This is a genomic window from Litoreibacter halocynthiae (assembly GCF_004365635.1).
Taxonomy (GTDB): domain Bacteria; phylum Pseudomonadota; class Alphaproteobacteria; order Rhodobacterales; family Rhodobacteraceae; genus Litoreibacter; species Litoreibacter halocynthiae.
The window spans coordinates 310716-335124 of record NZ_SOBH01000002.1 but is presented as its reverse complement, the minus strand read 5'-3'; the positions used below and the strand labels follow the sequence as shown (position 1 = coordinate 335124).

At 59.4% G+C, this 24409-nt stretch carries 23 protein-coding genes; 19 read left to right on the top strand and 4 right to left on the bottom strand.

The window, feature by feature from the left end:
- Positions 1 to 228 precede the first annotated feature (228 nt).
- The 9 genes from BDE40_RS08850 (at position 229) to rpoD (ending at position 12054) form a co-directional block, all read left to right on the top strand.
- On the top strand, positions 229 to 1728 hold the full coding sequence (locus BDE40_RS08850) for a TadE/TadG family type IV pilus assembly protein (protein WP_134014220.1): 1500 nt from the start codon (positions 229 to 231) through the stop codon (positions 1726 to 1728).
- On the top strand, positions 1725 to 2312 hold the full coding sequence (locus tag BDE40_RS08845) for a TadE/TadG family type IV pilus assembly protein (protein WP_134014219.1): 588 nt from the start codon (positions 1725 to 1727) through the stop codon (positions 2310 to 2312). Before BDE40_RS08850 ends, BDE40_RS08845 begins: the two co-directional genes overlap by 4 nt.
- Positions 2309 to 2890: a TadE/TadG family type IV pilus assembly protein gene (locus BDE40_RS08840; RefSeq protein WP_134014218.1), complete on the top strand. Its 582-nt coding sequence runs from the start codon at positions 2309 to 2311 to the stop codon at positions 2888 to 2890. Before BDE40_RS08845 ends, BDE40_RS08840 begins: the two co-directional genes overlap by 4 nt.
- 106 nt (positions 2891 to 2996) lie before the next feature.
- Positions 2997 to 4250 (top strand): sarcosine oxidase subunit beta family protein, encoded by a 1254-nt coding sequence (locus BDE40_RS08835; protein WP_134014217.1) that lies wholly within the window; start codon positions 2997 to 2999, stop codon positions 4248 to 4250.
- Positions 4251 to 4259: 9 nt separating this feature from the next.
- Positions 4260 to 4520 carry a sarcosine oxidase subunit delta gene (locus BDE40_RS08830; RefSeq protein WP_134014216.1) on the top strand — a complete coding sequence of 87 codons (261 nt, stop codon included), beginning with the start codon at positions 4260 to 4262 and terminating at the stop codon, positions 4518 to 4520.
- The gene (locus BDE40_RS08825; RefSeq protein WP_134014215.1) at positions 4517 to 7423 is read left to right on the top strand and encodes a sarcosine oxidase subunit alpha family protein; all 2907 of its coding nucleotides are present in this window, start codon (positions 4517 to 4519) and stop codon (positions 7421 to 7423) included. Before BDE40_RS08830 ends, BDE40_RS08825 begins: the two co-directional genes overlap by 4 nt.
- Positions 7416 to 7949: a sarcosine oxidase subunit gamma gene (locus tag BDE40_RS08820; RefSeq protein WP_162848063.1), complete on the top strand. Its 534-nt coding sequence runs from the start codon at positions 7416 to 7418 to the stop codon at positions 7947 to 7949. The genes BDE40_RS08825 and BDE40_RS08820 overlap by 8 nt, the downstream gene beginning before the upstream one ends.
- Before the next feature lie 64 nt (positions 7950 to 8013).
- Positions 8014 to 9972, top strand: a complete 1959-nt coding sequence (gene dnaG, locus BDE40_RS08815) for a DNA primase (protein ID WP_134014213.1) — start codon at positions 8014 to 8016, stop codon at positions 9970 to 9972.
- 99 nt (positions 9973 to 10071) lie between these two features.
- Complete coding sequence (gene rpoD, locus BDE40_RS08810; protein WP_134014212.1) at positions 10072 to 12054, top strand: RNA polymerase sigma factor RpoD; 1983 nt, start codon at positions 10072 to 10074, stop codon at positions 12052 to 12054.
- Between the two features lie 39 nt (positions 12055 to 12093).
- Here the strand turns inward: rpoD and BDE40_RS08805 are convergent, their stop codons facing one another.
- A complete protein-coding gene (locus BDE40_RS08805; protein WP_134014211.1) occupies positions 12094 to 12411 on the bottom strand; it encodes a TraR/DksA family transcriptional regulator in 318 nt (105 codons plus the stop codon).
- Between the two features lie 106 nt (positions 12412 to 12517).
- Between BDE40_RS08805 and BDE40_RS08800 the strand changes: the two genes are divergently transcribed.
- From BDE40_RS08800 to BDE40_RS08770, 7 genes are all read left to right on the top strand, one after another.
- Positions 12518 to 13009 carry a hypothetical protein gene (locus BDE40_RS08800; protein WP_134014210.1) on the top strand — a complete coding sequence of 164 codons (492 nt, stop codon included), beginning with the start codon at positions 12518 to 12520 and terminating at the stop codon, positions 13007 to 13009.
- An 18-nt stretch (positions 13010 to 13027) separates the two neighbouring features.
- A complete protein-coding gene (locus BDE40_RS08795) occupies positions 13028 to 13504 on the top strand; it encodes a thiol-disulfide oxidoreductase DCC family protein (RefSeq protein ID WP_246030399.1) in 477 nt (158 codons plus the stop codon).
- Positions 13497 to 15146 carry a saccharopine dehydrogenase family protein gene (locus BDE40_RS08790; RefSeq protein ID WP_162848062.1) on the top strand — a complete coding sequence of 550 codons (1650 nt, stop codon included), beginning with the start codon at positions 13497 to 13499 and terminating at the stop codon, positions 15144 to 15146. The genes BDE40_RS08795 and BDE40_RS08790 overlap by 8 nt, the downstream gene beginning before the upstream one ends.
- Positions 15143 to 15559, top strand: coding sequence for a secondary thiamine-phosphate synthase enzyme YjbQ (locus BDE40_RS08785; RefSeq protein ID WP_134014208.1), 417 nt, complete (start codon positions 15143 to 15145; stop codon positions 15557 to 15559). The genes BDE40_RS08790 and BDE40_RS08785 overlap by 4 nt, the downstream gene beginning before the upstream one ends.
- 106 nt (positions 15560 to 15665) lie before the next feature.
- Positions 15666 to 16133 (top strand): transcriptional regulator NrdR, encoded by a 468-nt coding sequence (gene nrdR, locus BDE40_RS08780; RefSeq protein ID WP_134014207.1) that lies wholly within the window; start codon positions 15666 to 15668, stop codon positions 16131 to 16133.
- Positions 16134 to 16137: 4 nt separating this feature from the next.
- A complete protein-coding gene (ribD, locus tag BDE40_RS08775) occupies positions 16138 to 17244 on the top strand; it encodes a bifunctional diaminohydroxyphosphoribosylaminopyrimidine deaminase/5-amino-6-(5-phosphoribosylamino)uracil reductase RibD (RefSeq protein ID WP_246030398.1) in 1107 nt (368 codons plus the stop codon).
- A 229-nt stretch (positions 17245 to 17473) separates the two neighbouring features.
- Positions 17474 to 17758, top strand: a complete 285-nt coding sequence (locus BDE40_RS08770; protein WP_134014206.1) for a hypothetical protein — start codon at positions 17474 to 17476, stop codon at positions 17756 to 17758.
- A gap of 69 nt (positions 17759 to 17827) precedes the next feature.
- On the opposite strand, the gene BDE40_RS08765 is transcribed toward BDE40_RS08770, so the two are convergent.
- The 3 genes from BDE40_RS08765 to BDE40_RS08755 form a co-directional block, all read right to left on the bottom strand.
- Complete coding sequence (locus tag BDE40_RS08765) at positions 17828 to 19900, bottom strand: capsular polysaccharide biosynthesis protein (RefSeq protein ID WP_246030397.1); 2073 nt, start codon at positions 19898 to 19900, stop codon at positions 17828 to 17830.
- Complete coding sequence (locus tag BDE40_RS08760; protein ID WP_134014204.1) at positions 19890 to 20966, bottom strand: polysaccharide biosynthesis/export family protein; 1077 nt, start codon at positions 20964 to 20966, stop codon at positions 19890 to 19892. Before BDE40_RS08760 ends, BDE40_RS08765 begins: the two co-directional genes overlap by 11 nt.
- A 216-nt stretch (positions 20967 to 21182) precedes the next feature.
- On the bottom strand, positions 21183 to 22472 hold the full coding sequence (locus tag BDE40_RS08755) for a capsule biosynthesis protein (RefSeq protein ID WP_134014203.1): 1290 nt from the start codon (positions 22470 to 22472) through the stop codon (positions 21183 to 21185).
- Between the two features lie 189 nt (positions 22473 to 22661).
- On the opposite strand from BDE40_RS08755, the gene BDE40_RS08750 reads away from it, so the two are divergent.
- From BDE40_RS08750 to BDE40_RS08740, 3 genes are read left to right on the top strand one after another with little or no spacing between them, the layout of a single operon-like run.
- Positions 22662 to 23261 (top strand): riboflavin synthase, encoded by a 600-nt coding sequence (locus BDE40_RS08750; RefSeq protein WP_134014202.1) that lies wholly within the window; start codon positions 22662 to 22664, stop codon positions 23259 to 23261.
- Positions 23249 to 23782 carry a GNAT family N-acetyltransferase gene (locus BDE40_RS08745; protein WP_134014201.1) on the top strand — a complete coding sequence of 178 codons (534 nt, stop codon included), beginning with the start codon at positions 23249 to 23251 and terminating at the stop codon, positions 23780 to 23782. The genes BDE40_RS08750 and BDE40_RS08745 overlap by 13 nt, the downstream gene beginning before the upstream one ends.
- Positions 23783 to 23812: 30 nt before the next feature.
- Complete coding sequence (locus tag BDE40_RS08740; protein WP_134014200.1) at positions 23813 to 24394, top strand: hypothetical protein; 582 nt, start codon at positions 23813 to 23815, stop codon at positions 24392 to 24394.
- The last annotated feature ends 15 nt before the right edge of the window (positions 24395 to 24409 follow it).

Genomic DNA, 24409 nt, shown 5'->3' with positions numbered 1-24409 from the left:
ATAAAACTAAAATGGGGAGTCGGACTGATTCCGTGGATAAGTCTGCTCATTGATGCGGTGGCGGGAACAATGACCGCTAAACCACTGAAAAGTTGCTGAAAATACCTGTTAACCGCCGCATTTATGCCTGATTTCGTCAAATTGTAGCCACAGTGATCAGGCTTATTGGCCCATGGACGAATTGCGTCCGGGGACATCGGTGCGTGCTGGCACCAAGGAAGGGCAGTCATGAGTGACATGCGTAAAGAGAGTGAAAACGCCTCTGTGTGTGCAGGCCAGAAAACTGGGCTGCTCGACCAGATAAAGCAGCGGCTTGCGGGCCGGACACGCGGATTTGCGCGGGAAGAAAATGGCACGATGATCATTTTCGGATTGACCATTTTCATGATGACGTTGATCGCCACGGGTATGGCCATCGACTTCATGCGCCATGAAAACATGCGGACACGTCTGCAAGCTACATTGGACCGCGCAGTTCTTGCAGCGGCCGATTTGGACCAAACCAACGACCCGCAGGAAGTGGTCGAAGATTATTTCGCGAAATCCGGGTTGAACAACTACAATCTGGATGTGGACGTTCAGGAAGGGCTGAACTACCGGACGGTTACAGCAAATGCCACCAGTACAGTTAACAGCATGTTCCTCAACATGGTGGGCATTGAAAGCATCGACGCACCCGCCGGTGGTGCCGCCGAGGAGCGGATCAACAATGTCGAGATTTCACTGGTGCTCGATATTTCGGGCTCGATGGATGACAACGACAAGATCGAAAACATGCAGCGCGCGGCGGATGAGTTCGTTGATACGCTGATCACGCCGGATACCAAAGATCTGGTGTCGATTTCGGTCATTCCTTACACAGGTCAGACCAATGCGGGCGAGACTTTGTTCAATGCGCTCAACGTCGACCAGAAGCACGATTATTCCTACTGTGTAGAGTTTGATGCAAGTGACTTCAACTCGGTCGCTCTCAGCTTTACCAAGCAGTACGAGCAGGCGCAGCACTATGAGTATTCAAGCAGTTACTACGGCTCCAGCTATAATTACAAAATTCAGGACCCTTGGTGCTCGGATAAAGAAACCGAGGAGATCAAGGCCTTCCAGAACAACAACGCGTCGTTGAAGAATGTCATCGACTCCTACCGTCCACGCACGGCGACAGGTATCCACTACGCGATGAAGTGGGGCGCTGCCCTGCTCGACCCGAGCATGCGTCCAATCGTAAGCTCGATGATCGCGGCGGGTGACGTGGATCCGGTGTTCGAAGGCCGTCCGGCGGACTATATGACCGATGCGAACGATACGGGGCCAGCGTCTGAAACCGTTAAGGTTATCGTGCTGATGACCGACGGGATGAATGTTGACCAGTATCGTATCCGCGACTGGGCCTACAACTCGACGTCCGAGTATAAGCACTGGGCCAAGTACACCTTGTGGTACTACCTGTATAACTACGTCTACCGGAACAGCCGTGGCGACTATTACTACAAGAAGTATTATTCGGGTATCGCAGATGACCGGCTGGCCGCTGTCTGTCAGGCATCGCGTAACGCCGGGATCGTGATCTTCACCATCGGTTTCGAAATCAACGACAACCCTTATTCCAAAGGTGTGATGAACAATTGCGCAACCTCCGACAGCCACTTCTTCGCTGTGGAAGGTGTTGAAATCAGTGACGCGTTTGGTGCCATCGCGCGTACAATTAACCAGTTGAGGCTCATCCAATGACCTATAGAAAGCCTTCCCGGCTCGTCCGGACATGGCGTCGACTTTTGGGGCGCGAGGACGGCAACGCTACGATCGAGTTCGCGATCCTGTTCCCCGCATTCTTCCTGCTGTTCATGGTTGTCTTTGAACTCGGGTTGCTCATGACACGCTACATGATGTTTGACCGCGCTTTGGACGTTTCAGTTCGCGAAATGCGTCTGTCCGAGAACCGGGCCTTTACCAAAGATCAGGTGAAGCAGTTGTTGTGTTCGCAAACGGTGATCCTGGCCAACCACTGCATGGATGACTTGACGATCGAGCTGGTGCGTCTGTCCGATGTATCCGGTGCCAGCTGGACGTTCCCTGCCGAAGGCGCGCAGTGCCGCGACTACGGAAATGACGTGATCCCGGTGACGCAATTCGACAGTCCGACGAAAAGTAACGAAGTGGTTTTCGTGCGTGCCTGTATGTCGATAAAGCCGTTCTTCGAAGTGGCGGGTCTGGGTGCGTTCCTGACACGGAACTCGACGCCTGATCGCTTGAACATGATCGCAATGTCTGCCTTTGCGGTTGAACCCAACAACTGGGTCGGGAGCGGATCATGAAGCGTTTAATTTCTCGGGCTGTAGCCCCCTTTGCGCGCTTTGTTCGTGACACGCAGGCCTCCGCGACGGTCGAGGCCGTTATGATCCTGCCCTTGCTGCTGGCTTGGTTTGTCGGGAGCTTCGTGTTCTTTGACGGCTTCAAGAACCGCAACATGGCGTTGAAGGCGACCTACACGATCGGCGATATTCTGTCGCGTCGGACCGAAGGCGTCACCGAAGAATACATCACCAACTTGCAGCAGCTTTACGACCGGCTGGCCTACACCACCGGCAGCTCTGCGATGCGGGTTACCAGCCTGACATGGAGCGGCTCCAAGCACCGCGTTTTGTGGTCGCATTCCAGCAAATCCGCGCTGTCGGAGCAGACGAACGCAAAGGTGAAAGCGCATTCGTTCAAGAACCGCATTCCTATGATGGCGGTCGGCGAGACGGTGATTCTGGTGGAAACCTTCACCGACTATAACCCCGCCTTCAACGTAGGCTGGGATCACCGCGTGTTCGAAAACTTCGTGGTTACATCCCCGCGCTTCGCGTCCTGCCTGTCATGGGATAACGGCACCGACGTGCCAAGCTGCTAGGTGCATACGGCGTTTTCGTCGCTGCAAAACAAATCAATGTCGGGCAGGGCCTTTCGTTCTGCCCGTTTTGCTGTTTTGCTACCCGTGATGATCACGGGAGAGACGCATGGGCTACAACGCCTTCCAAATCCTCAAAGAGGGGCTGACCGGAAACAAGGGCTGGCGACCCGTCTGGCGCGACCCTGAACCGAAATCCGAATACGATGTGATCATCATCGGCGGCGGCGGCCATGGTCTGTCCACGGCCTACTATCTGGCCAAGAACCACGGCATCAAAAACATCGCCGTGCTGGAGCGCGGCTATATCGGCGGCGGCAACATCGGCCGCAACACCACCATCGTGCGCGCCAACTATTTCATGCCGGGCAATTCCGAATTCTACTCCCACTCCCTCAAGCTGTGGGAAAGCATGGAGCAAGACCTGAACTACAACACCATGCACTCGGGACGTGGCCTCATTAACCTGTTCCACTCCGACGGCCAGCGCGACGCCTTCGCGCGGCGCGGCAACATGATGTGCAACCAGGGCGACGACGCGATCCTGCTCGACCGCGACGGCGTGCGCAAACACCTGCCATACCTCGATTTCGAGAGCCACCGCTTCCCCGTCTATGGCGGCCTCTACCATCCGCGCGGCGGCACCGCGCGCCATGACGCGGTCGCATGGGGTTATGCCCGCGGCGCTGACCAGCTTGGTGTTGACCTGATCCAGCAATGCGAGGTCACCGGCATCGACGTGAAAGACGGCGTGGTCCGAGGCGTCCAAACCTCGCGCGGAGCAATCCGCGCCAAGCGCGTCGGCATCGTTGTCGCCGGCCGCTCCTCCCAAGTCGCTGCCATGGCGGGGCTGGAAGTGCCCATCGAATCCCACATCCTGCAAGCCTTCGTCTCCGAAGGCCTCAAACCCACTGTCGATCACGTCGTCAGCTTCGGCATGGGCCACTTCTACCTCAGCCAGTCCGACAAGGGCGGCTTGGTCTTCGGCGGCGATCTGGATTTCTACGCAAGCTACGCCCAACGGGGCAACCTGCCGATGATGGAGCATGTGATGGAGGCCGGAATGGCGCTTGTCCCCGCCCTCGGCAAGGCCAAAGTGCTGCGCTCTTGGGGTGGGATCATGGACATGACCCCCGATGGCTCGTTCATCATCGACCGCACGAAGGTCGACGGCCTCTACATGGATTGCGGCTGGTGCTACGGTGGCTTCAAAGCTGTCCCTGCGTCCGGCTGGTGCATGGCGCATCTGATGGCCGAGGACAAACCGCACGAGGTTGCCAAGAAGCATACATTCGACCGTTTCCGCACAGGCCACGGCCTGATGGACGAAGAGGGCACCGGCTCTCAACACAACCTGCACTGAGGACGAAACATGCGTATCAACTGCCCCATCTGCGGTGACCGTGACCGGCGCGAGTTCTATTACCTCGGTGCCTCCGATTACCTTAATCGTCCTGCCGAAGGCGATCTGGACGCGATCCACAAATATCTCCACATCCGTGAAAACCCCGCTGGCGTAACGAAAGACCTTTGGCACCACGAGGCGGGCTGCTCCAGCTGGTTGGTGGTGGAGCGCAACGTGTCCACGCATGAAATCTTGGGCGTTGAACTGGCATCAGAGGTGGCGAAATGAGGCTGGACAACACAGGCCTGATCGACCGCTCCGAGCGGCATAGTTTCACTTTCGACGGCAACTCCTATTCTGGATTCAAAGGCGACACGCTCGCCTCAACGCTCCTTGCAAATAACGTCCACCTTGTGGGGCGTTCCTTCAAATACCACCGCCCACGTGGCCTCATGTCCGACGGGACCCAGGATCCGAACGGCTTGGTCGAGCTGCACCAAGGCCATCAGATCACCCCGAACCTACGGCTGACAGGTCAAGAACTCGTAAACGGCCTCGATATTCGCTCGCAAAACCACTGGGGCAGCTTGGAATGGGACGTGCTGGAATTGAACGATCTCGTGTCGCCGTTCCTTAGCGCGGGCTTCTATTACAAGACCTTCATGTGGCCCAAAGCCTTCTGGGAAAAGGTCTACGAGCCGATCATCCGCCGTGCCGCAGGGCTTGGTCGGCTTTCGATGCAGAACAATTCCGACCGCTACGACAAGGCCTTCGCGTTCTGCGATGTGCTGGTGATCGGCTCCGGCCCCGCTGGTATCATGGCGGCGATGACGGCAGCTAAGGCTGGCGCGCAGGTCATTCTGGCCGAGGAGGATTTCATCTTCGGCGGTCGCCTCAATTCTGAGACCTACGAGGTCGGCGACAAGCCCGGCCATATCTGGGCAGCGGAACAGATCGACAAGCTGCGCGGGATGGACAACGTCCGCCTCATGAAGCGCACCACCGTGACGGGGGCCTATGACGGCGGCACCTACGGCGCGGTAGAACGCGTGTCGCATCACGTCCAAGACGCAGGCGACGCCCCGTTGGAGACCTTCTGGCGCATCGCCGCCAAAGGCTGTGTCTACGCGGCAGGTGCGATGGAGCGCCCGATTGCGTTCCAGAACAACGACCGCCCGGGCGTGATGATGGCGAGCGCCGTGCGCGGCTATCTCAACCGCTACGGCGTCGCCGCAGGTAAGCGCGTGGCGCTGTTCGGCAACAACGATGATGCCTTCCGCACCGCGCAGGATCTGGCCGCAGCAGGCGTGCATATCGTGGCCTATGTCGACAGCCGCGCGGATGCCGAAATCACTGGCGATTTCCCGATCTACAAAGGTGCGCATGTCACAAATGTCAAAGGTCGCAAGCGGGTCGAGGGGGTCACGATCTCCGGCGCTGGCGATATCATGGCCGATTGTCTGGGCGTCTCCGGCGGCTACAATCCGACGGTACATTTGCCTTGCCATATGAATGGCCGCCCGCAATGGAACGAGCAAATCGCCGCGTTCATCCCAGTACCAAACATGGTGCCGGGAATGGAGGTCGCAGGGGCGGCTGGCGGCACCTTCTCCACCCATGGATGCCTGAAATCCGGCGTGTTCCGCGCTAAGGAAGTGTTAAAGTCTTTGGGTCTGGAAGGCCGCGCACCTGCCATACCGAAAGCCGACGCTTCGCCGACGCAAATCCGACCGCTCTGGATGGTCCCCGGAAAGGGCCGCGCATGGCTCGATTTCCAGAACGATGTGACCGTCAAGGATGTGAAACTCGCCGCGCAAGAGAACTTCAAATCCGTCGAGCATATGAAGCGCTACACCACGCAAGGCATGGCGCCGGATCAAGGAAAAAACAGCAACGTCAACGCGTTGGCGGTGCTTGCTGATGCAACCGGACGTGGTATCCCCGAAACCGGCACGACCACCTTCCGCCCGCCTTACACACCCGTCGCCATCGCCGCGATGGGTGCCTACTCCCAAGGCCACGGCTTCGCCCCCCAACGCTTCACCACCAGCGACGAATTATCCCGTAAAATCAATGCCCCAATGATCGAAGCGGGACTGTGGTATCGGCCCAGCTACTTCCCCAAAGACGGGGAGACTCACTGGCGTCAGTCCTGTGATCGCGAGGTCAATATGGTGCGCTCGGCGGTGGGGATTGCCGATGTGTCCACCCTGGGTAAAATCGACATTCAGGGGCCGGATGCAGGAAAATTCCTCGATTTTCTTTATATAAACACGTTTTCCACCCTCAAACCCGGCAGGGTCCGCTACGGAATCATGCTGCGCGAGGACGGCCATGTGATGGACGACGGCACCACCGCCTGTATCGCCGAAAACCACTACGTGATGACCACGACCACCGCCGCCGCTGGGCAGGTGATGCGGCATTTGGACTTTGTTTCCCAATGCTTACGCCCCGATCTTGACGTGCAGTTCATCTCGGTGACGGAAGCATGGGCGCAGTTTGCCGTCGCCGGTCCCAAGTCGCGTGATCTGCTATCGCAAGTGCTGGACGCGGCACCTGACCTACCATTCATGGGCTGCGGCGATGTCGCCATCGGTGGCGTCAAAGCCCGCCTGTTCCGCATCTCGTTCTCGGGCGAGCACGCCTATGAGTTGGCCGTTCCTGCCCGCTTTGGTGAGAGCCTTTTCAAAGGCTTGCTGGCCAAAGCTGAAGCGATGGGTGGCGGGGCTTACGGGATGGAAGCGCTCAATGTGATGCGCATCGAGAAAGGCTTCCTGACCCATTCCGATATCCACGGTCGCGTGACGGCAGGTGATGTTGGCATGGGCATGATGATGTCGAAGAAGAAGGATTTCATCGGCAAAACCGCCGCCATGCGCCCAGGCTTGTTAGAGGGCCGCGAGGAGTTGGTTGGTCTAAAACCAGTCGGTGCGGTGAAAGAGCTAAACGCAGGCGCGTTTTTCTTCGATCCAGAGGCCGAGCCTATCCGCGAGAACCAGCAGGGCTACACGACCTCGGTGGGCTTCTCGCCAGAGCTGGGGATGATAGGTCTGGGCTTCCTTAAGAACGGGCGCGAACGATATGGCGAACAGTTAAAACTGGTCGACCACCTGCGCCATGTCACCACGCAGGTGGAGATTTGCCACCCCGTGTTCCTCGACCCCGAAGGGAGCAAAGCCCGTGATTGATCTTATCGCAAAATCCGCCGCCGAAGGGCTGCTTCCGGTCACCATAGGCACCATGACATTGACCGAATTGCCGCTTCGCAAGATGCATTCCATCGCACCGTTCAAGGGGGCGGAAGTCTCTGCAGCGTTGAAGAAAGCCACAGGCGTTAGTCTGCCGGACACAGGGCGCGCGACCGCGAAAGACGACGTTGAAATACTATGGACCGCGCGCGGTCAGTATTTCCTGATCGGCGCCACGCCCCCCAAGCTGCCCGCCGCGATCACCGACCAGTCCGATGCATGGTGTTCGGTGGTGCTGTCGGGCGAAAGCGCTCCACAGGTCATGGCGCGGGTTTGCCCCCTCGACCTGGGTCAAATGGGCGAAGGCGACGTTGCCCGCTCCCTCGTCGGCCACATGACAGCGATCATTGTTAAACGAGCAGATGGCTTTGAAATTATGGTCTTCCGCGCCTTCGCCAAGACGCTGACGCACGAGTTGCGTGAGGTCATGGTGTCGGTCACTGCGCAGGCGGCGTTGCCCGAATAAGGACGCGACGAATAATAAACGGCATCACTGGACTTTGGGGCCGCGCGGCCCGATATTCTGGTCCATGAGCTTGCCACCCGGTTTCCTTGACGAATTGCGCGAACGCACCTCCATCTCTCAGGTGGTGGGGCGCAAGGTCATGTGGGACACGCGCAAGTCCAATCCTGGCAAGGGCGACATGTGGGCGCCATGCCCGTTCCATCAGGAAAAATCCGCCAGCTTTCACGTCGATGACCGCAAGGGCTATTACTATTGCTTCGGGTGCCAAGCCAAAGGTGACGCGCTTGGGTTCATTCAGGAAACCGAAAACGTCTCCTTCATGGAGGCGGTCGAGATTATGGCGCGGGAGGCGGGTATGACGATGCCGGCCCGCGATCCGCAGGCGCAAAAGAAGTCCGACCGCCGGACGCAGTTGGCCGAGGTGATGGAGCAGGCTGTCCAGTTCTACCGGTTGCAACTGAAGTCTGGCGCAGGGGCGGCGGCGCGCGACTACATCAATAACCGCGGGCTATCGCAGCAGACCCAAGACCAGTTCGACATCGGCTTTGCCCCCGATGGCTGGCAAAACCTGTGGGACCACCTGACCGGCAAAGGTGTGGCGGAGGAGTTGATCCTTGCCGCAGGGTTGGCCAAAGCCTCGACCAAGGGCGGCAAGCCTTATGACACCTTCCGCAACCGCATCATGTTCCCGATCCGTGACCCTCGCAAACGCTGCATTGCGTTTGGTGGGCGTGCGATGGACCCCAATGACAACGCCAAATACCTGAACTCGCCCGAGACCGAATTGTTCGACAAAGGCCGCAGCCTCTACAACCACGGCCCCGCCCGTGAGGCCGCAGGAAAAGGCGAGCCGCTGATCGTGGCCGAGGGCTATATGGACGTGATCGCGTTGACGGCGGCAGGTCTCACATCGACCGTGGCCCCGCTGGGCACCGCTGTGACCGAGACGCAGTTGCAGCTGTTGTGGCGCATTTCGCCCGAACCGATCATTGCCCTTGATGGCGACACGGCGGGCCTTAGGGCCGCCATGCGGTTGATTGATCTGGCTCTGCCGATGCTGTCTGCCGGTCAATCCTTGCGCTTTTGTGTCTTGCCCGAAGGGTTGGACCCCGATGATCTGATCAAGGAGCAAGGTGTGGACGCGATGCGGGCGCTGGTCGAAAACTCCAAACCACTGGTGCATCTGCTTTGGCAGCGCGAGACTGAAGGCAAGGTTTTCGACAGCCCCGAACGCCGCTCTGCTCTCGACCAGTCGCTGCGGGCGGCTTTGACGAAAATTTCCGATGGCAATTTACGCAGTCACTATGGCCACGAGATTAAACGATTGCGGGCAGAGCTGTTCAACCTGAACCCCGCACCACGCGAAGGTGAATGGAAGCCAAACCGTGATCGCGGGTCATGGAAGGGCAAGGGGAAGTTTCCCGACAAGGGCGTGGCTGTTCAGTCGACCAAAAACTCGCTGCTGGCGCAAAGTACGGATGTGGAGGAGCGGATGCGTGAGGCAGTGATCCTTGCGATCCTGATTGCACATCCCGATTTGCTGAACCATTTCCTGTCAGATCTGGAGACGCTGGATTTTCACGGGGAGGACCATCGCAAGATGCTGGCGGCATTGCTGCGCCACAGCGACGAAACTGATTCGGAGCATTTGAAAAACATTCTCACCGCCGAGATCGGGGCGGCACCCCTTGAAAAGCTGTGGTCGCTTAGCCATGTGCAAATTGCTCCTGCGGTCAGGGCAGGGGCGGATTTGAAAACAACCCGTATGACCATGGCAGAAGAACTGGCCAAGCTGGAGGCGCGTCGCGGCGTTCAACGTGAGGTTGAAGATGCCGTTGAAGACCTTGCAGGCGTGGCCGATGAGGCGCTGACATGGCGTGTGGGGCAAGCCGCCGAGGCCCGCAATGCGTCCTTACGCAGCAAGGGGGTATCCGACGGGGGTGACGGCGAAGATCGCGGATCTATGTCTGACTACTTGCAGTCGCTTATCGACGGCGAGATATGGGTGAAGAAGGGGCAGTGAGCCCCGCATATAAACCGACGTGCGAATCACTCTGATTCGCGCTATTGATTCGGGTAGATTCGCGCGAATCACCCCTAGGCGCTTTTTTGGAGGCATTTCATGGCCAAAGACACCGACGATCAGACGCAAGCGCGCGAGGATGCAGCAGCTGGCCTTGATATGAGCCAAGCCGCCGTCAAAAAGATGATCGCCGAGGCGCGGGTGCGCGGCTACATCACCTACGAACAACTCAATCAGGTGCTTCCGCCCGATCAGGTTGCGTCCGAGCAAATCGAAGACGTGATGTCGATGCTGTCCGAAATGGGCATCAACATTATCGAAGAAGAAGAGGCCGAGGACGACGGCTCCACCAAAGATCTGGTCGAAGTTAACAACGCCTCCAAGGATGTGGTGCTTTCCTCGTCGACAACGGAAGTTCTGGACCGCACCGACGATCCCGTCCGCATGTATCTGCGCGAAATGGGATCAGTCGAGCTTTTGTCCCGCGAAGGCGAAATAGCCATCGCCAAGCGCATCGAAGCTGGCCGGAACACCATGATCGCGGGGCTTTGTGAAAGCCCGCTGACGTTCCAGGCGATCACCATCTGGCGCGACGAGCTTTTGTCCGAGGACATTCTGCTGCGCGACGTGATCGACCTTGAGACCACATTCGGTAACACCCTCGAAGAAGATGACGAAGTTACCGAACCTGTCGTCGCGACCCCCGCAGGCGGCGAAGCCAAATCTGGCGACGATGCGCAAGAACTTGATGCCGATGGCAACCCGATTGCCAAAGAAGATGACGATGACGAGGATGAGGACGAGCAAGCAAACATGTCGCTTGCCGCGATGGAAGCCGCGCTGAAGCCGCGCGTGCTCGAAACTCTCGACATTATCGCCAACGACTATCTGAAGCTGGCCGATATGCAGGACCTGCGGATTTCGGCAGCGATCAACCACGATGACACCTTCTCCAAGAAGGAAGAGGGCGCGTATCAGGCGCTCCGGACGGAAATCGTGACGATGGTGAACTCGCTTCACCTGCACAACAACCGTATCGAAGCGCTGATCGATCAGCTTTACGGCATTAACCGCCGCATCATGTCGATCGATTCGAGCATGGTAAAATTGGCCGACCAAGCCCGCATCAACCGCCGCGAATTCATCGACGAGTATCGCGGCTACGAGTTGGACCCCGGCTGGGTTGAACGCATTACTGCAAAAACCGGTCGTGGCTGGACTGCGCTGATCGAACGCTCCCGCGAGAAGGTTGAAGACCTGCGCGCCGAGATGGCCCAAGTCGGTCAGTATGTGGGCGTCGATATCACCGAATTCCGCCGCATCGTGCAGCAGGTCCAGAAGGGCGAGAAAGAAGCCCGTCAGGCCAAGAAGGAAATGGTCGAGGCCAACCTGCGCCTCGTGATCTCCATCGCCAAGAAATACACCAACCGCGGCCTACAATTCCTTGACCTCATCCAAGAGGGTAACATCGGCTTGATGAAGGCCGTGGACAAGTTCGAATACCGCCGCGGCTACAAGTTCTCGACCTATGCGACATGGTGGATCCGTCAGGCGATCACCCGCTCCATCGCAGATCAGGCGCGCACGATCCGTATTCCGGTCCACATGATCGAGACGATCAACAAGCTGGTCCGCACCGGTCGCCAAATGCTCCACGAAATCGGCCGCGAGCCGACGCCGGAAGAATTGGCCGAAAAGTTGCAAATGCCGCTCGAAAAAGTGCGCAAGGTGATGAAGATCGCGAAAGAGCCGATCAGCCTCGAGACGCCAATCGGTGACGAGGAAGACTCACAACTTGGCGATTTCATCGAGGACAAGAATGCGGTTCTTCCGCTGGACTCGGCCATTCAGGAAAACCTCAAGGAAACCACAACCCGTGTGCTGTCGTCCCTGACGCCGCGCGAGGAGCGTGTTCTGCGGATGCGGTTCGGGATTGGGATGAACACCGACCACACGTTGGAAGAAGTGGGCCAGCAGTTCTCGGTGACCCGCGAGCGTATTCGCCAGATCGAGGCGAAGGCGCTGCGAAAGCTCAAGCACCCTTCGCGGTCGCGCAAACTGCGCAGCTTCCTGGATCAATAAAACAAAAGCGCCCCGAGGGGCGCTTTTTTCTTGATGGGATCAAGTTGCGCAATTGCGACAAAAGGGTGTGTAGGGCAATAGTTCCAACCGCTCCGCACTGATCTGGTCATCGCATTTGACGCAAAAACCGAACTGGCCTTCTTCGATCCGCTTGAGTGCCGCGTCGATGCGGATGATTTCGGCAGCGGCGTTGTTGCCAAGGCCCTCCAACACCTCGTCCGTTTCACGCTCAACGGCCAGTTCTTCCCAGTCCTTTGAATTATGCGCGTCCAACTCGGACTCAACTTCTTCACTACGTTCCACTAATTCTGCACGGCGCGCCAGAAGCTTGGACTTGTATTGGGCTGTTGTCGTCATGGTCGTGTCCTCCTTTTCAGGTAGCCTATGCCCGCACCAAGTCTGCGACTTTGACCGAAATCAAGCAGGCTGATATGCAGGATTTGCATCCATTGGAGCATCCGCCATGCGCATTCACCTGATCTTCGCTTTTGCACTCTGCGTTCCAGCCAGCGCAGTCGCCGATTGCGCCCCCAACATGACAACCCTCGTGAGTTGCACCACCGGTAAAGGGGCTAAAGCCCTGGACCTCTGCACGGATGGCGCGAGCGTGATTTACAGGTTTGGCAAAGTGGGTAGGTCTCCCGACCTTGAACTGGTCCGCACGGTTCGGCAGGTCGGATACACCCCGTGGCCCGGTATCGGCTCGGCCATTTGGGAAGCGGTGACCTTGGACAACGGGGCATATACCTACGAGGTCTCAAGTGCCGTTGATCGCACTCCGGAAGACGTGCAGGTCAGGGGCGGGGTAGAGGTGTTCCAAAGCGGACAACATATCGCCTCCGTGCAATGCGATGCAGGGAGCGTTGTGACCAATATCGACGCGCTCTATGCCATGCGCGAGGCGGCAGGATTGTGCTATGACCCTGCGTCCTTTGCGTGGGATGATTGCAAGTGACCTGCGAAACCGCCGCACATGCAAAAGCTGCTTGTGGCACCCTATCTGATTGATATGGCACAGTTTGATCCTGACCCCCATGTGACGGCGTTGACCAAAGGCGCCGATGTGGTCGTGTTTGATGGTGTCTGTGTGCTGTGTTCGGGGTTTCTGAAATTCATGCTCAAGCATGACCATGCCGGACGGTTCAAGTTCGTGATTGCCCAATCCGAACTGGGCGAGGCGCTCTATGCACATCTTGGCCTGAAATCCGCGGATTACGATACGAATGTCGTCATCGTGGACGGTCGCATTTACACCAAACTTGATGCGTTTGCCGCCGCCACGGGCGCGCTTGGCGGTGGATGGCGCGTCGCCCAAGTGGTGCGCGTGTTGCCGCGCCCCGTTGCCGACTGGCTTTACAACCGCATTGCGCGCAACCGCTATGCGATATTCGGCAAGACCGATGCGTGCCTTGTGCCAACGCCGGATGTGCAGGATCGCTTCCTTGCCTGAACCCGTCCTCCTTGTTGGGGCCACCGGCTTGTTCGGTGGGCATCTTGCCTGCCAGTTGAGCACACGCGACGATATCGCCCTGACCTTGGCAGGCCGCACCCTAAGCACGCTCACTCCGTTGGCAACAGAACTGGGGGCCTCGTCGCTTGCCTTTGATCGCACGGATTTGAAGGCGGTGGCGGCCGCGCTGGCGCAACTTGAACCATTCGCTGTCATCGACTGCTCCGGTCCGTTTCAAAACTACGGTACAGCACCATATGCCTTTGCCGAGGCCGTGTTGAACGCAGGGGCGCATTACTTGGACATTGCCGATGGCGCGGAGTTTGTGGCGGGGATCACTGCTCTGGACGCCTCGGCAAAGGAAAAGGGCCTTTGCGCTTGGTCAGGCGCGTCGACAACGCCCGCTTTGTCCTCCGCCATTGTTGCGGATTTAAGAGCGGGCCTCGACGACATCGACCTGATCGAAACCTCCATCGTTCCCGGTAACAAAACCCCTCGGGGCCTCTCTGTCATGCAGGCGATCTTGGGGCAGGTAGGCAAGCCGTTCCCGCGCCGTCGTGGCGGGCGGACCGAGACTGCCTATGGCTGGGCCGACAGCACCCGCGTGGCACCGCAGGTTGGCGACACCAAGCTGAAGCCGCGGCTTGCCGCACTGGTGAACACGCCGGATGCCGCCCTGTTCCCCCGGCATTTCAAGGCGGCAACTGTCACGGCGCGCGCGGGGCTGGAGCTGTCATTGTTCCACCGGTCCCTGAGCGTCGCGCGTTATATCGTACCAGCCCTTGGTCTCACATCGCTGGACTGTCTTTCGAAACCGCTGCTTGTGCTGTCCAACCAATTCCTAAGGTTCGGTTCCGACGCCGGCGGCATGAGGGTGCGCGTTCAGGGCAGCGTCGGGGGCATCCGTCAAGAACGCGTCTGGGACATGATCATCCCTGATGGCCACGGCCCCAAAACACCTGTGCAACCCGCTGCGATCCTGCTGGATCAGCTTCTTTCCGGACAAGCCCCCGCTGGCGCGCGCCCCGCCTTGGCCGCATTCACCCGTGCGAAGGCCGAAGCGCAGTTGGCAACCATTCATGCAAGGTTCGAGAGGCGGGACCGCGCGCTGACCCCGATTTTCGCGCAAGCGCTGGGCGCGGATTTCGACGAGCTGACGCAGCCTGTGAAGGCGTTGCATAGTCCGGCGCATGTGACGCGGTTCAAGGGGGTGGCGAATATCGAGACGGCCACCACGCTCCTTGGCAAGATAGCGGCCCTCTGCGGAGGGTTCCCGCTCAAGGGTGGTGAGGTGCCGGCCAAGGTCGAGATAGTGGCCGACGGGCAGTCCGAGAAATGGACGCGCGATATGGGCGGCAAAACCTTCCGCTCCGTCCTGCGCTACGATCCGTTGAAGGGCATGACCGAGACGTTCGGCCCCCTGACCTTCGGGCTTGATCTGACGGTGATCAATGGTGAGCTGCTTTTTCCTGTCACCAACGGCCGTGCCTTCGGAATTATCCCGATCCCGCGCTTCCTCACCCCGATCAGCGAGACGCGCGAGAGCGTGGATGCCGAAGGCCGTTTCCGGTTTGACGTGCGCCTCAGCTTGCCCAACGGGGCGTTAATCGTGCACTACAAAGGTCACTTGGAGCCGCAATGACCACATTCACCATCTTCACCCAAGGGCAGGGCCTGTACGAATTCACCCGTGATGTGCAGGGCTGGCTTGCCAAGCAACCCGTCAAAGACGGTTTGCTCACGCTGTTCGTGCGCCATACCTCGTGCTCGCTGCTTATTCAGGAAAACGCCGACCCCGAGGTGCAAACAGACCTGCGCAATTTCTTCGCGCGATTGGTGCCGCCCACGACCGATCCGGGCATGTCCTACCTGACCCACACCTATGAAGGCCCCGACGACATGCCCGCGCATATCAAGGCCGCGATGATGCCGGTGTCGCTGGGTATTCCTGTGCAGCAAGGGCAACTGGCCTTGGGTACTTGGCAGGGCCTCTACCTGTTCGAGCACCGCGACCATCCGCATCAAAGGCAGGTCGTGGCGCATCTGTCTCACTAGGCTTTGGGGGGTGAATTCCCCACTACCCAAACTGTAGCGGACTGCCTATAGTGCCTGTGGATAACTGGGGGATAACACCCAGGCTGAGGATAGAGGGAAAACAACGATGCGCTGTCCATTTTGCGGTAATGTAGACACCCAGGTGAAGGACTCCCGTCCCGCCGAAGATCACGTGGCGATCCGCCGCCGACGTTTTTGTCCGGCTTGCGGAGGCCGTTTCACCACATATGAGCGCGTACAGCTGCGCGATCTGGTGGTTATCAAATCCTCCGGCAAACGCGAAGATTTCGACCGCGACAAGTTGGAACGCTCCATTCGTATCTCCATGCAGAAACGTCCCGTTGATCCGGAGCGGATTGACCAGATGATTTCAGGCATCGTGCGCCGACTGGAAAGCATGGGCGAGACCGACATCCAGTCCACCGCCATCGGCGAGATCGTGATGGAAGCGCTGGCCCGCATCGACACGGTCGCCTATGTGCGCTTTGCCTCGGTCTACAAAAACTTCCAGGCCGCGGATGATTTCGAGGACTTCGTCCACGAGCTTCGCCCGCCCTTAGGTAAAGACGACTGACACCATGACACAGCCCGATGACCAGCGATGGATGGCCTTGGCGCTGTCGCTGGGCACACGGGGGCTCGGCCAGACATGGCCCAACCCTGCGGTGGGCTGTGTGATCGTTAAAGATGGCCGCTTGCTTGCACGGGGATGGACCCAAGCGGGTGGGCGTCCCCACGCTGAACAACACGCCTTGTCTCAAATGCCGGAAGGTGCCGCGCGCGGGGCCACAGCCTATGTCACGCTTGAGCCGTGCTCGCATAGGGGACAAACACCCCCCTGTGCCTCTGCACTGATCAAGGTGGGGCTTGCACGGGTTGTCGTCGCGACTGGCGACCCTGATCCGCGTGTCTCGGGCAACGGACTTGCCATGCTTCGCGAGGCTGGCATCGAGGTCGTCACGGGCGTTCTTGAAGACGACGCGCGCCGCGACCAGCAAGGCTTCTTGATGCGGGTCACCGAAGGCCGGCCCATGGTCACGCTGAAACTGGCGTCGTCCTTCGACGGGCGCATCGCGACCGCCAAGGGCGAGAGCCAGTGGATTACCGGCCCCCAAGCCCGTCTTCAGGTGCAAGCCCTGCGTGCGAGCCATGACGCCGTGATAGTGGGCGGCAGCACTGCGCGCGAAGATCTGCCCTCACTGACCCTGCGCGGAATGGGGGATCGCCGCCAGCCGGTTCGGATCGCGGTCAGCGCTGGCTTGAACATTCCCACGCATGGCCCTTTGGCCGAGGATAACAGCACCGCGCCGGTCTGGCTGATCCACGGCCCGTCGGCACCGCAACAGGCGCGGGATTTCTGGATAGGCCGTGGTGCGACGCTCTTTGAAACCCCGAATGGACCAAGCGGTCTTGATTTGGCCCACGCGATGCGCGCCCTCGGACAGGTGGGCCTGACCCGCATCCTGTGTGAGGGCGGCGGCTCCTTTGCCGCGTCATTGCTGGCTGCGGAAATTGTCGATCACCTCGTGGGCTTCACCGCAGGTGTGATGCTGGGCGCGGAGGGGCTGCCAAGCCTCGGGCGGCTGGACTACCCCGCTTTGGCGGATGCCCCTCGGTTTGCGCTTATCGAGACGCGCCGCATTGGCGAAGACGTCATGCACCGCTGGCAGCGAGTCGCCGTTTAGCGCTCCAGTTCTCTAAATTACCCCCACATTTCAACAGCCTCACAGTTTGTGAGCGCCTTCTCACGCGTCCGTTACGCTATGGGCTGACGCGAAGGTTCATTGTTCAAAAATGCACATAAGTATGCCAAATATCCGATATTTGAGCGTTGAGGCGCAAGTCAGGAGGCCTCATATTGGGTTCATCAAACGGCGACACGCCAACACACACAAACACTTTGGAGTACACAAAATGAAATCGATCATCGCTATCCTCGCCCTGTCCGCTGCTGCACCTGCTTTTGCTGACGTATCCAACCCACAAGCCTTCTTCGCTCTTGGCAACGATTCCGCCGCAGAGCGCGTCGTCGGCGAAACATCCACAGGCGATCTGAACGCTGCCTTGTGGTCCGGTGTTTCCGCAAACGAAAGCGCTGCCGAGCAAAACATCGTTCTGGGTGGCACCGATGTCAGCCGCAACGTGCAGGCTCAATTCGCTCTGGGCAACGACTCCGCTGCCGAGCGTTTGGTAAAATAACCCCCCCAGACAGGTCTTTTCCCGGACCTGACCAAGGCCTCCTCGTGTCCCCACGCGAGGGGGCCTTTTTTATCGCCAAAGATGCGCGTAACCCGCCAACGCCCCTTGGGCTTTGGCCAGTAACCGATTGCGCAAACCCGCTTGCGGCAATGTGCCTGACGCAAGACGGTCGACGACGACTTCGACAGGGCAGGGCAGTCGGGTGACAGGGTCGTGATATCGCGGGTATTCGATCAATGTGGCGTGCACCAACCCGTCCAGAGTTGCCTCGGGTCCGCGCCGAGCGGGCACAGGGCCGCGGTCATCGGTCAGACCCCACCCCGCATAAAACGGCGCGCCGTAGCACGTCACCACAACATCCCGCAAAAGTGCCTCGAACCCCAGAAGCGAGGTCATCGTGCAGACGCGATCTGCCTTCATTATCAACGCGATAGCATCTGCGTCATTGGCGATCAGGTCCGCACCGTCAGCCGCAATCGCACCATCCCGCAAGCCCGCCTCGACGTCCGGATGTGGCTTGTAAATGATGAACGCATCAGGGAAGTCGTGCCTAACGATAGCCAGCAATCCGGCATTGGTGGCCACGTCTTTGGTCCCAAGCCGGATTGAGGCGTCATCCTCAACCTGACCGGGAACCAAGATCACCTCCCGCCCGTCCTTAGCGATCTCAAAATCATCCCCGCCAAGGTTGTATTTGCTCAACCTCGTCTTGACGATAGCCGCCCGCAAACGCTCCGCACGACGCAGCGCTTCAGGGGGCAGTTTGCCGCTTGCAGAAATCAGGGCCTCCAACGCGCTGGGCCGTGTGGGGTCGTAATAAATGCCCCTGTCGTCCGTTACCAAAGAAAGCGGCGCGATCAGGTCGGCGCCCAACCCGCGCGAGCGTAGGAACCCGTCTTCCACGCGTAAAAGCGCTGTGTTTTGCGTTTTGGCGCGCAGGGCATAGCCTTCCGGCTCCAATCCGGCCCACACCAATAGCGAACCGCCGCGCGCGTCTCGCAACGCCACTTCAGGATCAGCCGCGAAACGCAAATGGGCGTCCTTGCCAAATCTGCGCGCGCCGAAGATTTCCTGCATCGGCCCGCGTTTCCAAAGCCGCATGCCAAGGGCAATATGTCCGCCTTTGTCTTGTCGCTGCGCACGGGTCAACGCTTCCAGCGTGTCGATCACCTGCTCCAAGCTGCACAACCGGTCGCGGTAGGGGTCGTACCATGTGCAGTAGCGCAGCATGACACCCGCGAAAAGCTGCGGTCGGGTCAGAACCCGCTGTCTGCGGTCAATGGGCTGGCGGTCGTCGCTTAGCCCCCATCCGGCGTAGAAGGGTTGTCCGAATACCACGGGTTGATGGCCCGCCAAAATCGCCTCGAACCCCATGCCGGAGCTGACAGTATAGACCGCAACGGCCCCTTCCATCAGCGCGTAGGGGCTGGCCTTGTGGTCGTAAAGCGAGACGTTTCCACCGACATCGGCGGCGCCGAAATGCCCGTCGCGGTGGCCTGCATGGGTCTCGGGGTGGGTCTTTAAGACGATGCGCGCGTTGGGATGTTCTTCCCGCGCATAGACCAGCATTTCGCGGAAATGGTCGGCAGTTGCGTTGCCGTGCTTGATCGACGCATCGCCGCGAGTTTGGTCGATGACCAACACATATCCCGGCTTCGGGATCGGCGCATTGTCGTCAAAGTCGTTGTATTTAGAGAGGTTTAACGCCTTGATCCGCTCTATGGCGTTGCGCGCGCGGGTCAACTCGTGGGCGTCGTCAAACGCCTCGCTGGCAAGCAGGGCTTCAAGATCGGACGGACCCGCGCTGTCAAAATAGGGGCGGCTGTGGTCAATGGTTAACCCTAAGGGTGGCTCCCCGTCGCGACCGGGTTTCAGGGATCGCAGGAACGCGTCCTCAACATGCACCAGATGCGCGTCGGTGTGCTCGGCCACTTTTTCGCCGCGGCCGGACGTGGGGCTTTTGCCCCAGACCGCGATCAGGTCGTCAGGACCGGGTTTGCCAAGCTTCAGATCATAACCGGCAAGATCAAGGATACGCCGAACGCGGGATTGGGTGAAAAAACCCCCGTTGAAATAGAAAAGCCGCGGACGGAGGGAGGGGCCGCCCACGGCTTCTTCTGCGCTTGGTGTCTTAGTTGCCACCAAGGCTCGACAGGGCATTGACCGAAGAAAGCGAGCCGGTCAGCGCCGAGATAGTTTTGTTCCAGGTCACGAACGGTGCTTCGGTCACATAGACCGTGTCACCATCGCGAATAACGAAGTCGCGGGCCTCGAACATGCCGGTGGGCTGGGTCAGGTCCAGCACATAGGCAAATCTTTGCGTGCCTTGCAGGTCCGAGCGGCCCAGCACCGAGTTGGCAATTTCCGCCGGCTCGTTGCGGAAGACGAAGACACCAGTCGGGTCAGCAAGGTTGGAATTCAGGCCGCCCACTTGCGCGATGGCCTCGATGGCCGACAAGGTCTGGGTGACAAACTCGATGCGGTTCTGCGCGCCGGTGGCCCCCAAAACGGTGAAGGCACGGCTGTCTTCCTCAACCAAGATACGGTCGCCTGCACGCAGCGCGATGTCGAATTTCGGGTTGGAATACAGGTCTTCGAACCAGATTTTTGAGCGGTGCTTGCCCCTGAGAACGGTGATCTGCGCCACTTCGGGTGCGATTGAAATGCCGCCAGCGCGGGCGATCATCGACGACAATGTGCGAGTAGGACGCTCGATGGCGAACAGGCCTTGCTGGCCGATACCACCCACCAAAGACACGGTCGCACCGTCACCTGCAACGCGGCGCACCACGACTTGCGGATCTGGGGTCTGGGTGTCCAGCTTTCCGGTGATGATACGGCGCAGGGCTTCGGGTGTGTTGCCCGCTGCTTTCACGCGGCCAGCATAGGGCACAAAGATAAAGCCCGCACCGTCGACCTGCACTTCGCTCAACTCGGTGGCGTTTGCGCCCTCTGCGGATAACAGGCCGTCATCGACGTTTTCCCAAATGGACAAGCCAAGAGTATCGCCGGGGCGAATGATGTCGGAGCCGACAACACCGGCATTGATGAACGCGTCACTAAAGCCAAGAACAGGCTGAATAGACGTGGCCTGTGTCACACGGCTGTTGACGGCAACAATGTAAGCGTCGCCCTGCTTTTGGACGGAGCCTGCGAATATCTGGCGCTTGCCGGGGCCGGACTTCGGCAACCCGCAAGACGCAGCCATGACGGCTACAAGCGTAAAAGCTACAATTTTTGTAGCTTTGGGACCCAAGTTTTTCACTGGTGTCCTCCTCGATTATGAGACTGCCTCAAGTTTTTCTTTTTACCCTATCGACTGGCGGCCAAATTGCTAGCCCCTTGATCTGTCACCCTGCCGGAGTGTTGCCACCGCGTCGCAGTGGCAAATCTCTGCTCAGGTCTGGTGGGGATAAATGTCGGCTCAGTTGACCACGTGAAGCTGCTGGCGCGGCGTTGCAGTACCAGCCACCAAGGCGTCATACGGGTCGTCGCGGGCCAGCATCATATCCACCACTTGGCGCAACAATTGGCGGCGTCCTCGGGCGGAGTAAAAGCCGCCCGGAATCTGCGAGGTCTCCAATAGGTAGTGCCGATAGTCGCGATAGGCGCGGCTGTCAGGGCGCGTCGGATTGGTAAAGAACTCCGGCAGGCTCTGGGTTGAGACGAATTCGGGCTTGTTATAGACCGCGTCACCGAATGCTTTCAGCGGCAGCCCGCGCCACAATACCTGTTGCGCGGCGGTGGAGTTCACCGTCACCGCAGAGCGCGCGGTGTTCAGCAACCCTGCCAATTTACCGCCCCGCACATAATGCACGCGGTTCGCAACGCCCAAGGACTTGGCAATCCGCTTGATCTCGCGGCGCAGCGGTACGCGGCCATCTTCCAGCGGGTGGGCTTTTAGCACCAGATGGTGATGCGTCGGCGCACCTTTGGCAAAGCCGTCAATCGTCAACTCCAGAAAGTCGGTCATGGTGTCGAAGGGCGAATGCATCTGGAAGCTTGCATCATGCTCCAGCTGCAGCAGCGCCAGATGATAGGGAAAGCCGCCATGCTTGATGCGGAACGTCGCCAGCCCCCGCTCCATCGCGGTAAAGGGCATCGTCACCAACCGCTTGAGGTAGAGCTGGAATTCTTTGGTCACGCTCAGGGCGCGGTGCGGCCGGAAGCTGCGGTATTTCCGGTTCCGCAGGAAAACGAAGTAGTGATAAACCATGCCGTAAAACACATGCTGGCGCATGTCGCCCCAGCGGGCGGGGGCGTCGGGTAGGTCCAGATCAAGCCCTTCCAACGCGGCTCGCATGTCACCCACGGACATGTCCATCAGGCGCGAGTGCCCGTTTGCGCCGCCGCGCTCGTAGCTCACCCAGTAGGGGCGCAGATAGCCTTCTTCGAACACATGGATACGCAGCCCCATCGCCTGTGCCCGCTCTATCGCTTGCGCATGGATCGGGCGCGTATCGCCGTACAGAACCAGATCTGTGACCGATTTCTCCGCCACGATCTGGGTAAACCGCTCGGCCCATGCGTCGGGGCTGGCAAGATAGGGAATGTAGCTTTTGTTGGAAAACCAGAAGGCGTCGTCACCCTTGTTGAACCCCACGCGCCAGGCAGATGCCCCCGCCGCTGTCAGCATTTTGCCCAAGCGGTAGAAGAACGGCCCGTGCGGGCCTTGCAGGAACAGGAATGTTTTGTCCTTGCCGGACAGGGTCATGGTGCAGCCTTCACGTCGTTCACAAAATACTCATACAAGTTTGCACCAGTTTGCCCAGTCCGTGCGGCAGCCGTAAGGCCCGTTTTCGTCGCAACTGTGGCGGGGCAAGACGCACATGTCAGGGGGAATCCTTGCAGCCGCTGCGCAGCCGCGCTAATTCCCAACGCAACACTAGAAGGGAACGCCGTCATGTTTACAGGCATTGTCACCGATGTGGGCGCGGTTACGCGGCTCAAGCAGGAAGGCGATCTGCGCGCCCGGATATCATGCGCTTACGATCCCAACGGCATCGACATCGGCGCTTCCATCGCCTGCAACGGGTGTTGCCTGACCGTAATCGAGCGCGGGGAGGACATGACCCCGTGGTTCGACGTCCAGATTTCCGCCGAAAGCGTGTCCAAGACCAATATCGGCGACTGGCGCGACGGCACCCGTATCAATCTGGAGCGCGCCTTGAAGCTCGGCGACGAGCTCGGTGGCCACATAGTGTCGGGCCATGTGGACGGCGTCGCGGTGGTGGTGTCCATGACCGAGGAGGGCGACAGCACCCGTGTGCTGTTCGAAGCTCCTGACGATCTGGCGAAATTCATTGCGCCCAAAGGCTCTGTTGCGTTGAACGGCACGTCGCTGACGGTAAACGAGGTTGACGGCAACCGCTTCGGCGTCAATTTCATTCCGCACACCAAGCTGGCCACCAACTGGGGCGACACAAAGCTCGGGGACCGGATCAATCTGGAAATCGACACGCTCGCCCGCTACGTCGCACGGTTGCAAGAATGGGGCAACTGATCGCGCCGACTTTGCGCGCAGCCACCTCATCTGATGCGTCCAGCCTTGCGGCACTGGCGCTGGAGGTCTGGCTCTCCACCTATATCCGCCACGGCATCAATGCGCATTTCGCGGATTATGCGCTGGCGCATTTCACGCCCGCACGCTTCAAGGGCTGGATCGACGATCCCGCTCATAGCTTCATCGTGTCGCAAAACCGGGACGGCATCGACGGGCTGATCCATATCAACCGGACCAGCCCCGATCCGGTGGGTGGTACAATCCCGACCGAGCTGGTCTCGCTCTATATCCAGCCCCGTCATCAGGGCAGGGGGCTGGGGCAGGCGCTGCTGGAGGCGGGGCTGAAGCTGGAAACCGGCTCGATCTGGTTGGCGATGAACAGCCAGAACAGTAAGGCGCGCGCATTCTATGCTGCACAAAATTTCACCAAACTCGGTGAAATCGCCTTTAAAATTGGCGATCAGAGCTATCCCAATGACATCCTGAGCCTTGATGCACGCACCAAGCCCACCAACGGGTAAGGTAGCACATCGCGACAAGGGAAACGCAGGATGTCACGCGCAAAGATCGGCCATAACAACGGCCCCACCATGGAGGCCGGTTTCGCCTTCCGCAAACACGCGTGGACCAAAGCGCGGGCGGCCTTGCTGCCAACCCTTCCCATCGAAATCCTGCGCACCCGCGTCAAACGCGCTCAGGCGCTCGGCCTGCCATATCAAACCTATGCATCCGTACGCGCGTCGACGGGGCGCGATGTGGTGGGCTTTTTGTTCTCGAACAATGCCCTGCGCATGCTGCGCGACACGCAACCAAGCCCCCGTGCGTACGCTCTGGTACAGATAGAGGCGACCTGCACCGCGCTCGTCCACCGCCCGCTTTCTCCCGAGGCCCTTCGCGACAGCCTCGCCTCCCACGGCCTCCTTATCGCCACCGCCCGCGCGCCGCATTTCGCGCAAGGCTGGTCCGACATTCGCGCCGCTGTTCAAGCCCCGCTCCGTGCGGCGCAGCTTCCGCTCGACGGCGTCCTCGTTATCGGCGACACCACCCACGAGCGTGACTGGTCTATGGCCGCGCGCCTCGCTGGGTTTCTGCCCTCCGACCGCTACTTCGGCGCAGAACACACGGGCCGCTAAACATGCGCCTCCCTC

Bases quoted from the DNA above. Each gene is read 5' to 3' on its own strand.
- BDE40_RS08850 (WP_134014220.1), top strand. From the start codon at position 229: ATGAGTGACATGCGTAAAGAGAGTGAAAACGCCTCTGTGTGTGCAGGC.
- BDE40_RS08845 (WP_134014219.1), top strand. From the start codon at position 1,725: ATGACCTATAGAAAGCCTTCCCGGCTCGTCCGGACATGGCGTCGACTT.
- BDE40_RS08840 (WP_134014218.1), top strand. From the start codon at position 2,309: ATGAAGCGTTTAATTTCTCGGGCTGTAGCCCCCTTTGCGCGCTTTGTT.
- BDE40_RS08835 (WP_134014217.1), top strand. From the start codon at position 2,997: ATGGGCTACAACGCCTTCCAAATCCTCAAAGAGGGGCTGACCGGAAAC.
- BDE40_RS08830 (WP_134014216.1), top strand. From the start codon at position 4,260: ATGCGTATCAACTGCCCCATCTGCGGTGACCGTGACCGGCGCGAGTTC.
- BDE40_RS08825 (WP_134014215.1), top strand. From the start codon at position 4,517: ATGAGGCTGGACAACACAGGCCTGATCGACCGCTCCGAGCGGCATAGT.
- dnaG (WP_134014213.1), top strand. From the start codon at position 8,014: ATGAGCTTGCCACCCGGTTTCCTTGACGAATTGCGCGAACGCACCTCC.
- rpoD (WP_134014212.1), top strand. From the start codon at position 10,072: ATGGCCAAAGACACCGACGATCAGACGCAAGCGCGCGAGGATGCAGCA.
- BDE40_RS08805 (WP_134014211.1), bottom strand. From the start codon at position 12,411: ATGACGACAACAGCCCAATACAAGTCCAAGCTTCTGGCGCGCCGTGCA.
- BDE40_RS08800 (WP_134014210.1), top strand. From the start codon at position 12,518: ATGCGCATTCACCTGATCTTCGCTTTTGCACTCTGCGTTCCAGCCAGC.
- BDE40_RS08795 (WP_246030399.1), top strand. From the start codon at position 13,028: ATGCAAAAGCTGCTTGTGGCACCCTATCTGATTGATATGGCACAGTTT.
- BDE40_RS08785 (WP_134014208.1), top strand. From the start codon at position 15,143: ATGACCACATTCACCATCTTCACCCAAGGGCAGGGCCTGTACGAATTC.
- nrdR (WP_134014207.1), top strand. From the start codon at position 15,666: ATGCGCTGTCCATTTTGCGGTAATGTAGACACCCAGGTGAAGGACTCC.
- ribD (WP_246030398.1), top strand. From the start codon at position 16,138: ATGACACAGCCCGATGACCAGCGATGGATGGCCTTGGCGCTGTCGCTG.
- BDE40_RS08770 (WP_134014206.1), top strand. From the start codon at position 17,474: ATGAAATCGATCATCGCTATCCTCGCCCTGTCCGCTGCTGCACCTGCT.
- BDE40_RS08760 (WP_134014204.1), bottom strand. From the start codon at position 20,966: ATGGCTGCGTCTTGCGGGTTGCCGAAGTCCGGCCCCGGCAAGCGCCAG.
- BDE40_RS08755 (WP_134014203.1), bottom strand. From the start codon at position 22,472: ATGACCCTGTCCGGCAAGGACAAAACATTCCTGTTCCTGCAAGGCCCG.
- BDE40_RS08750 (WP_134014202.1), top strand. From the start codon at position 22,662: ATGTTTACAGGCATTGTCACCGATGTGGGCGCGGTTACGCGGCTCAAG.
- BDE40_RS08745 (WP_134014201.1), top strand. From the start codon at position 23,249: ATGGGGCAACTGATCGCGCCGACTTTGCGCGCAGCCACCTCATCTGAT.
- BDE40_RS08740 (WP_134014200.1), top strand. From the start codon at position 23,813: ATGTCACGCGCAAAGATCGGCCATAACAACGGCCCCACCATGGAGGCC.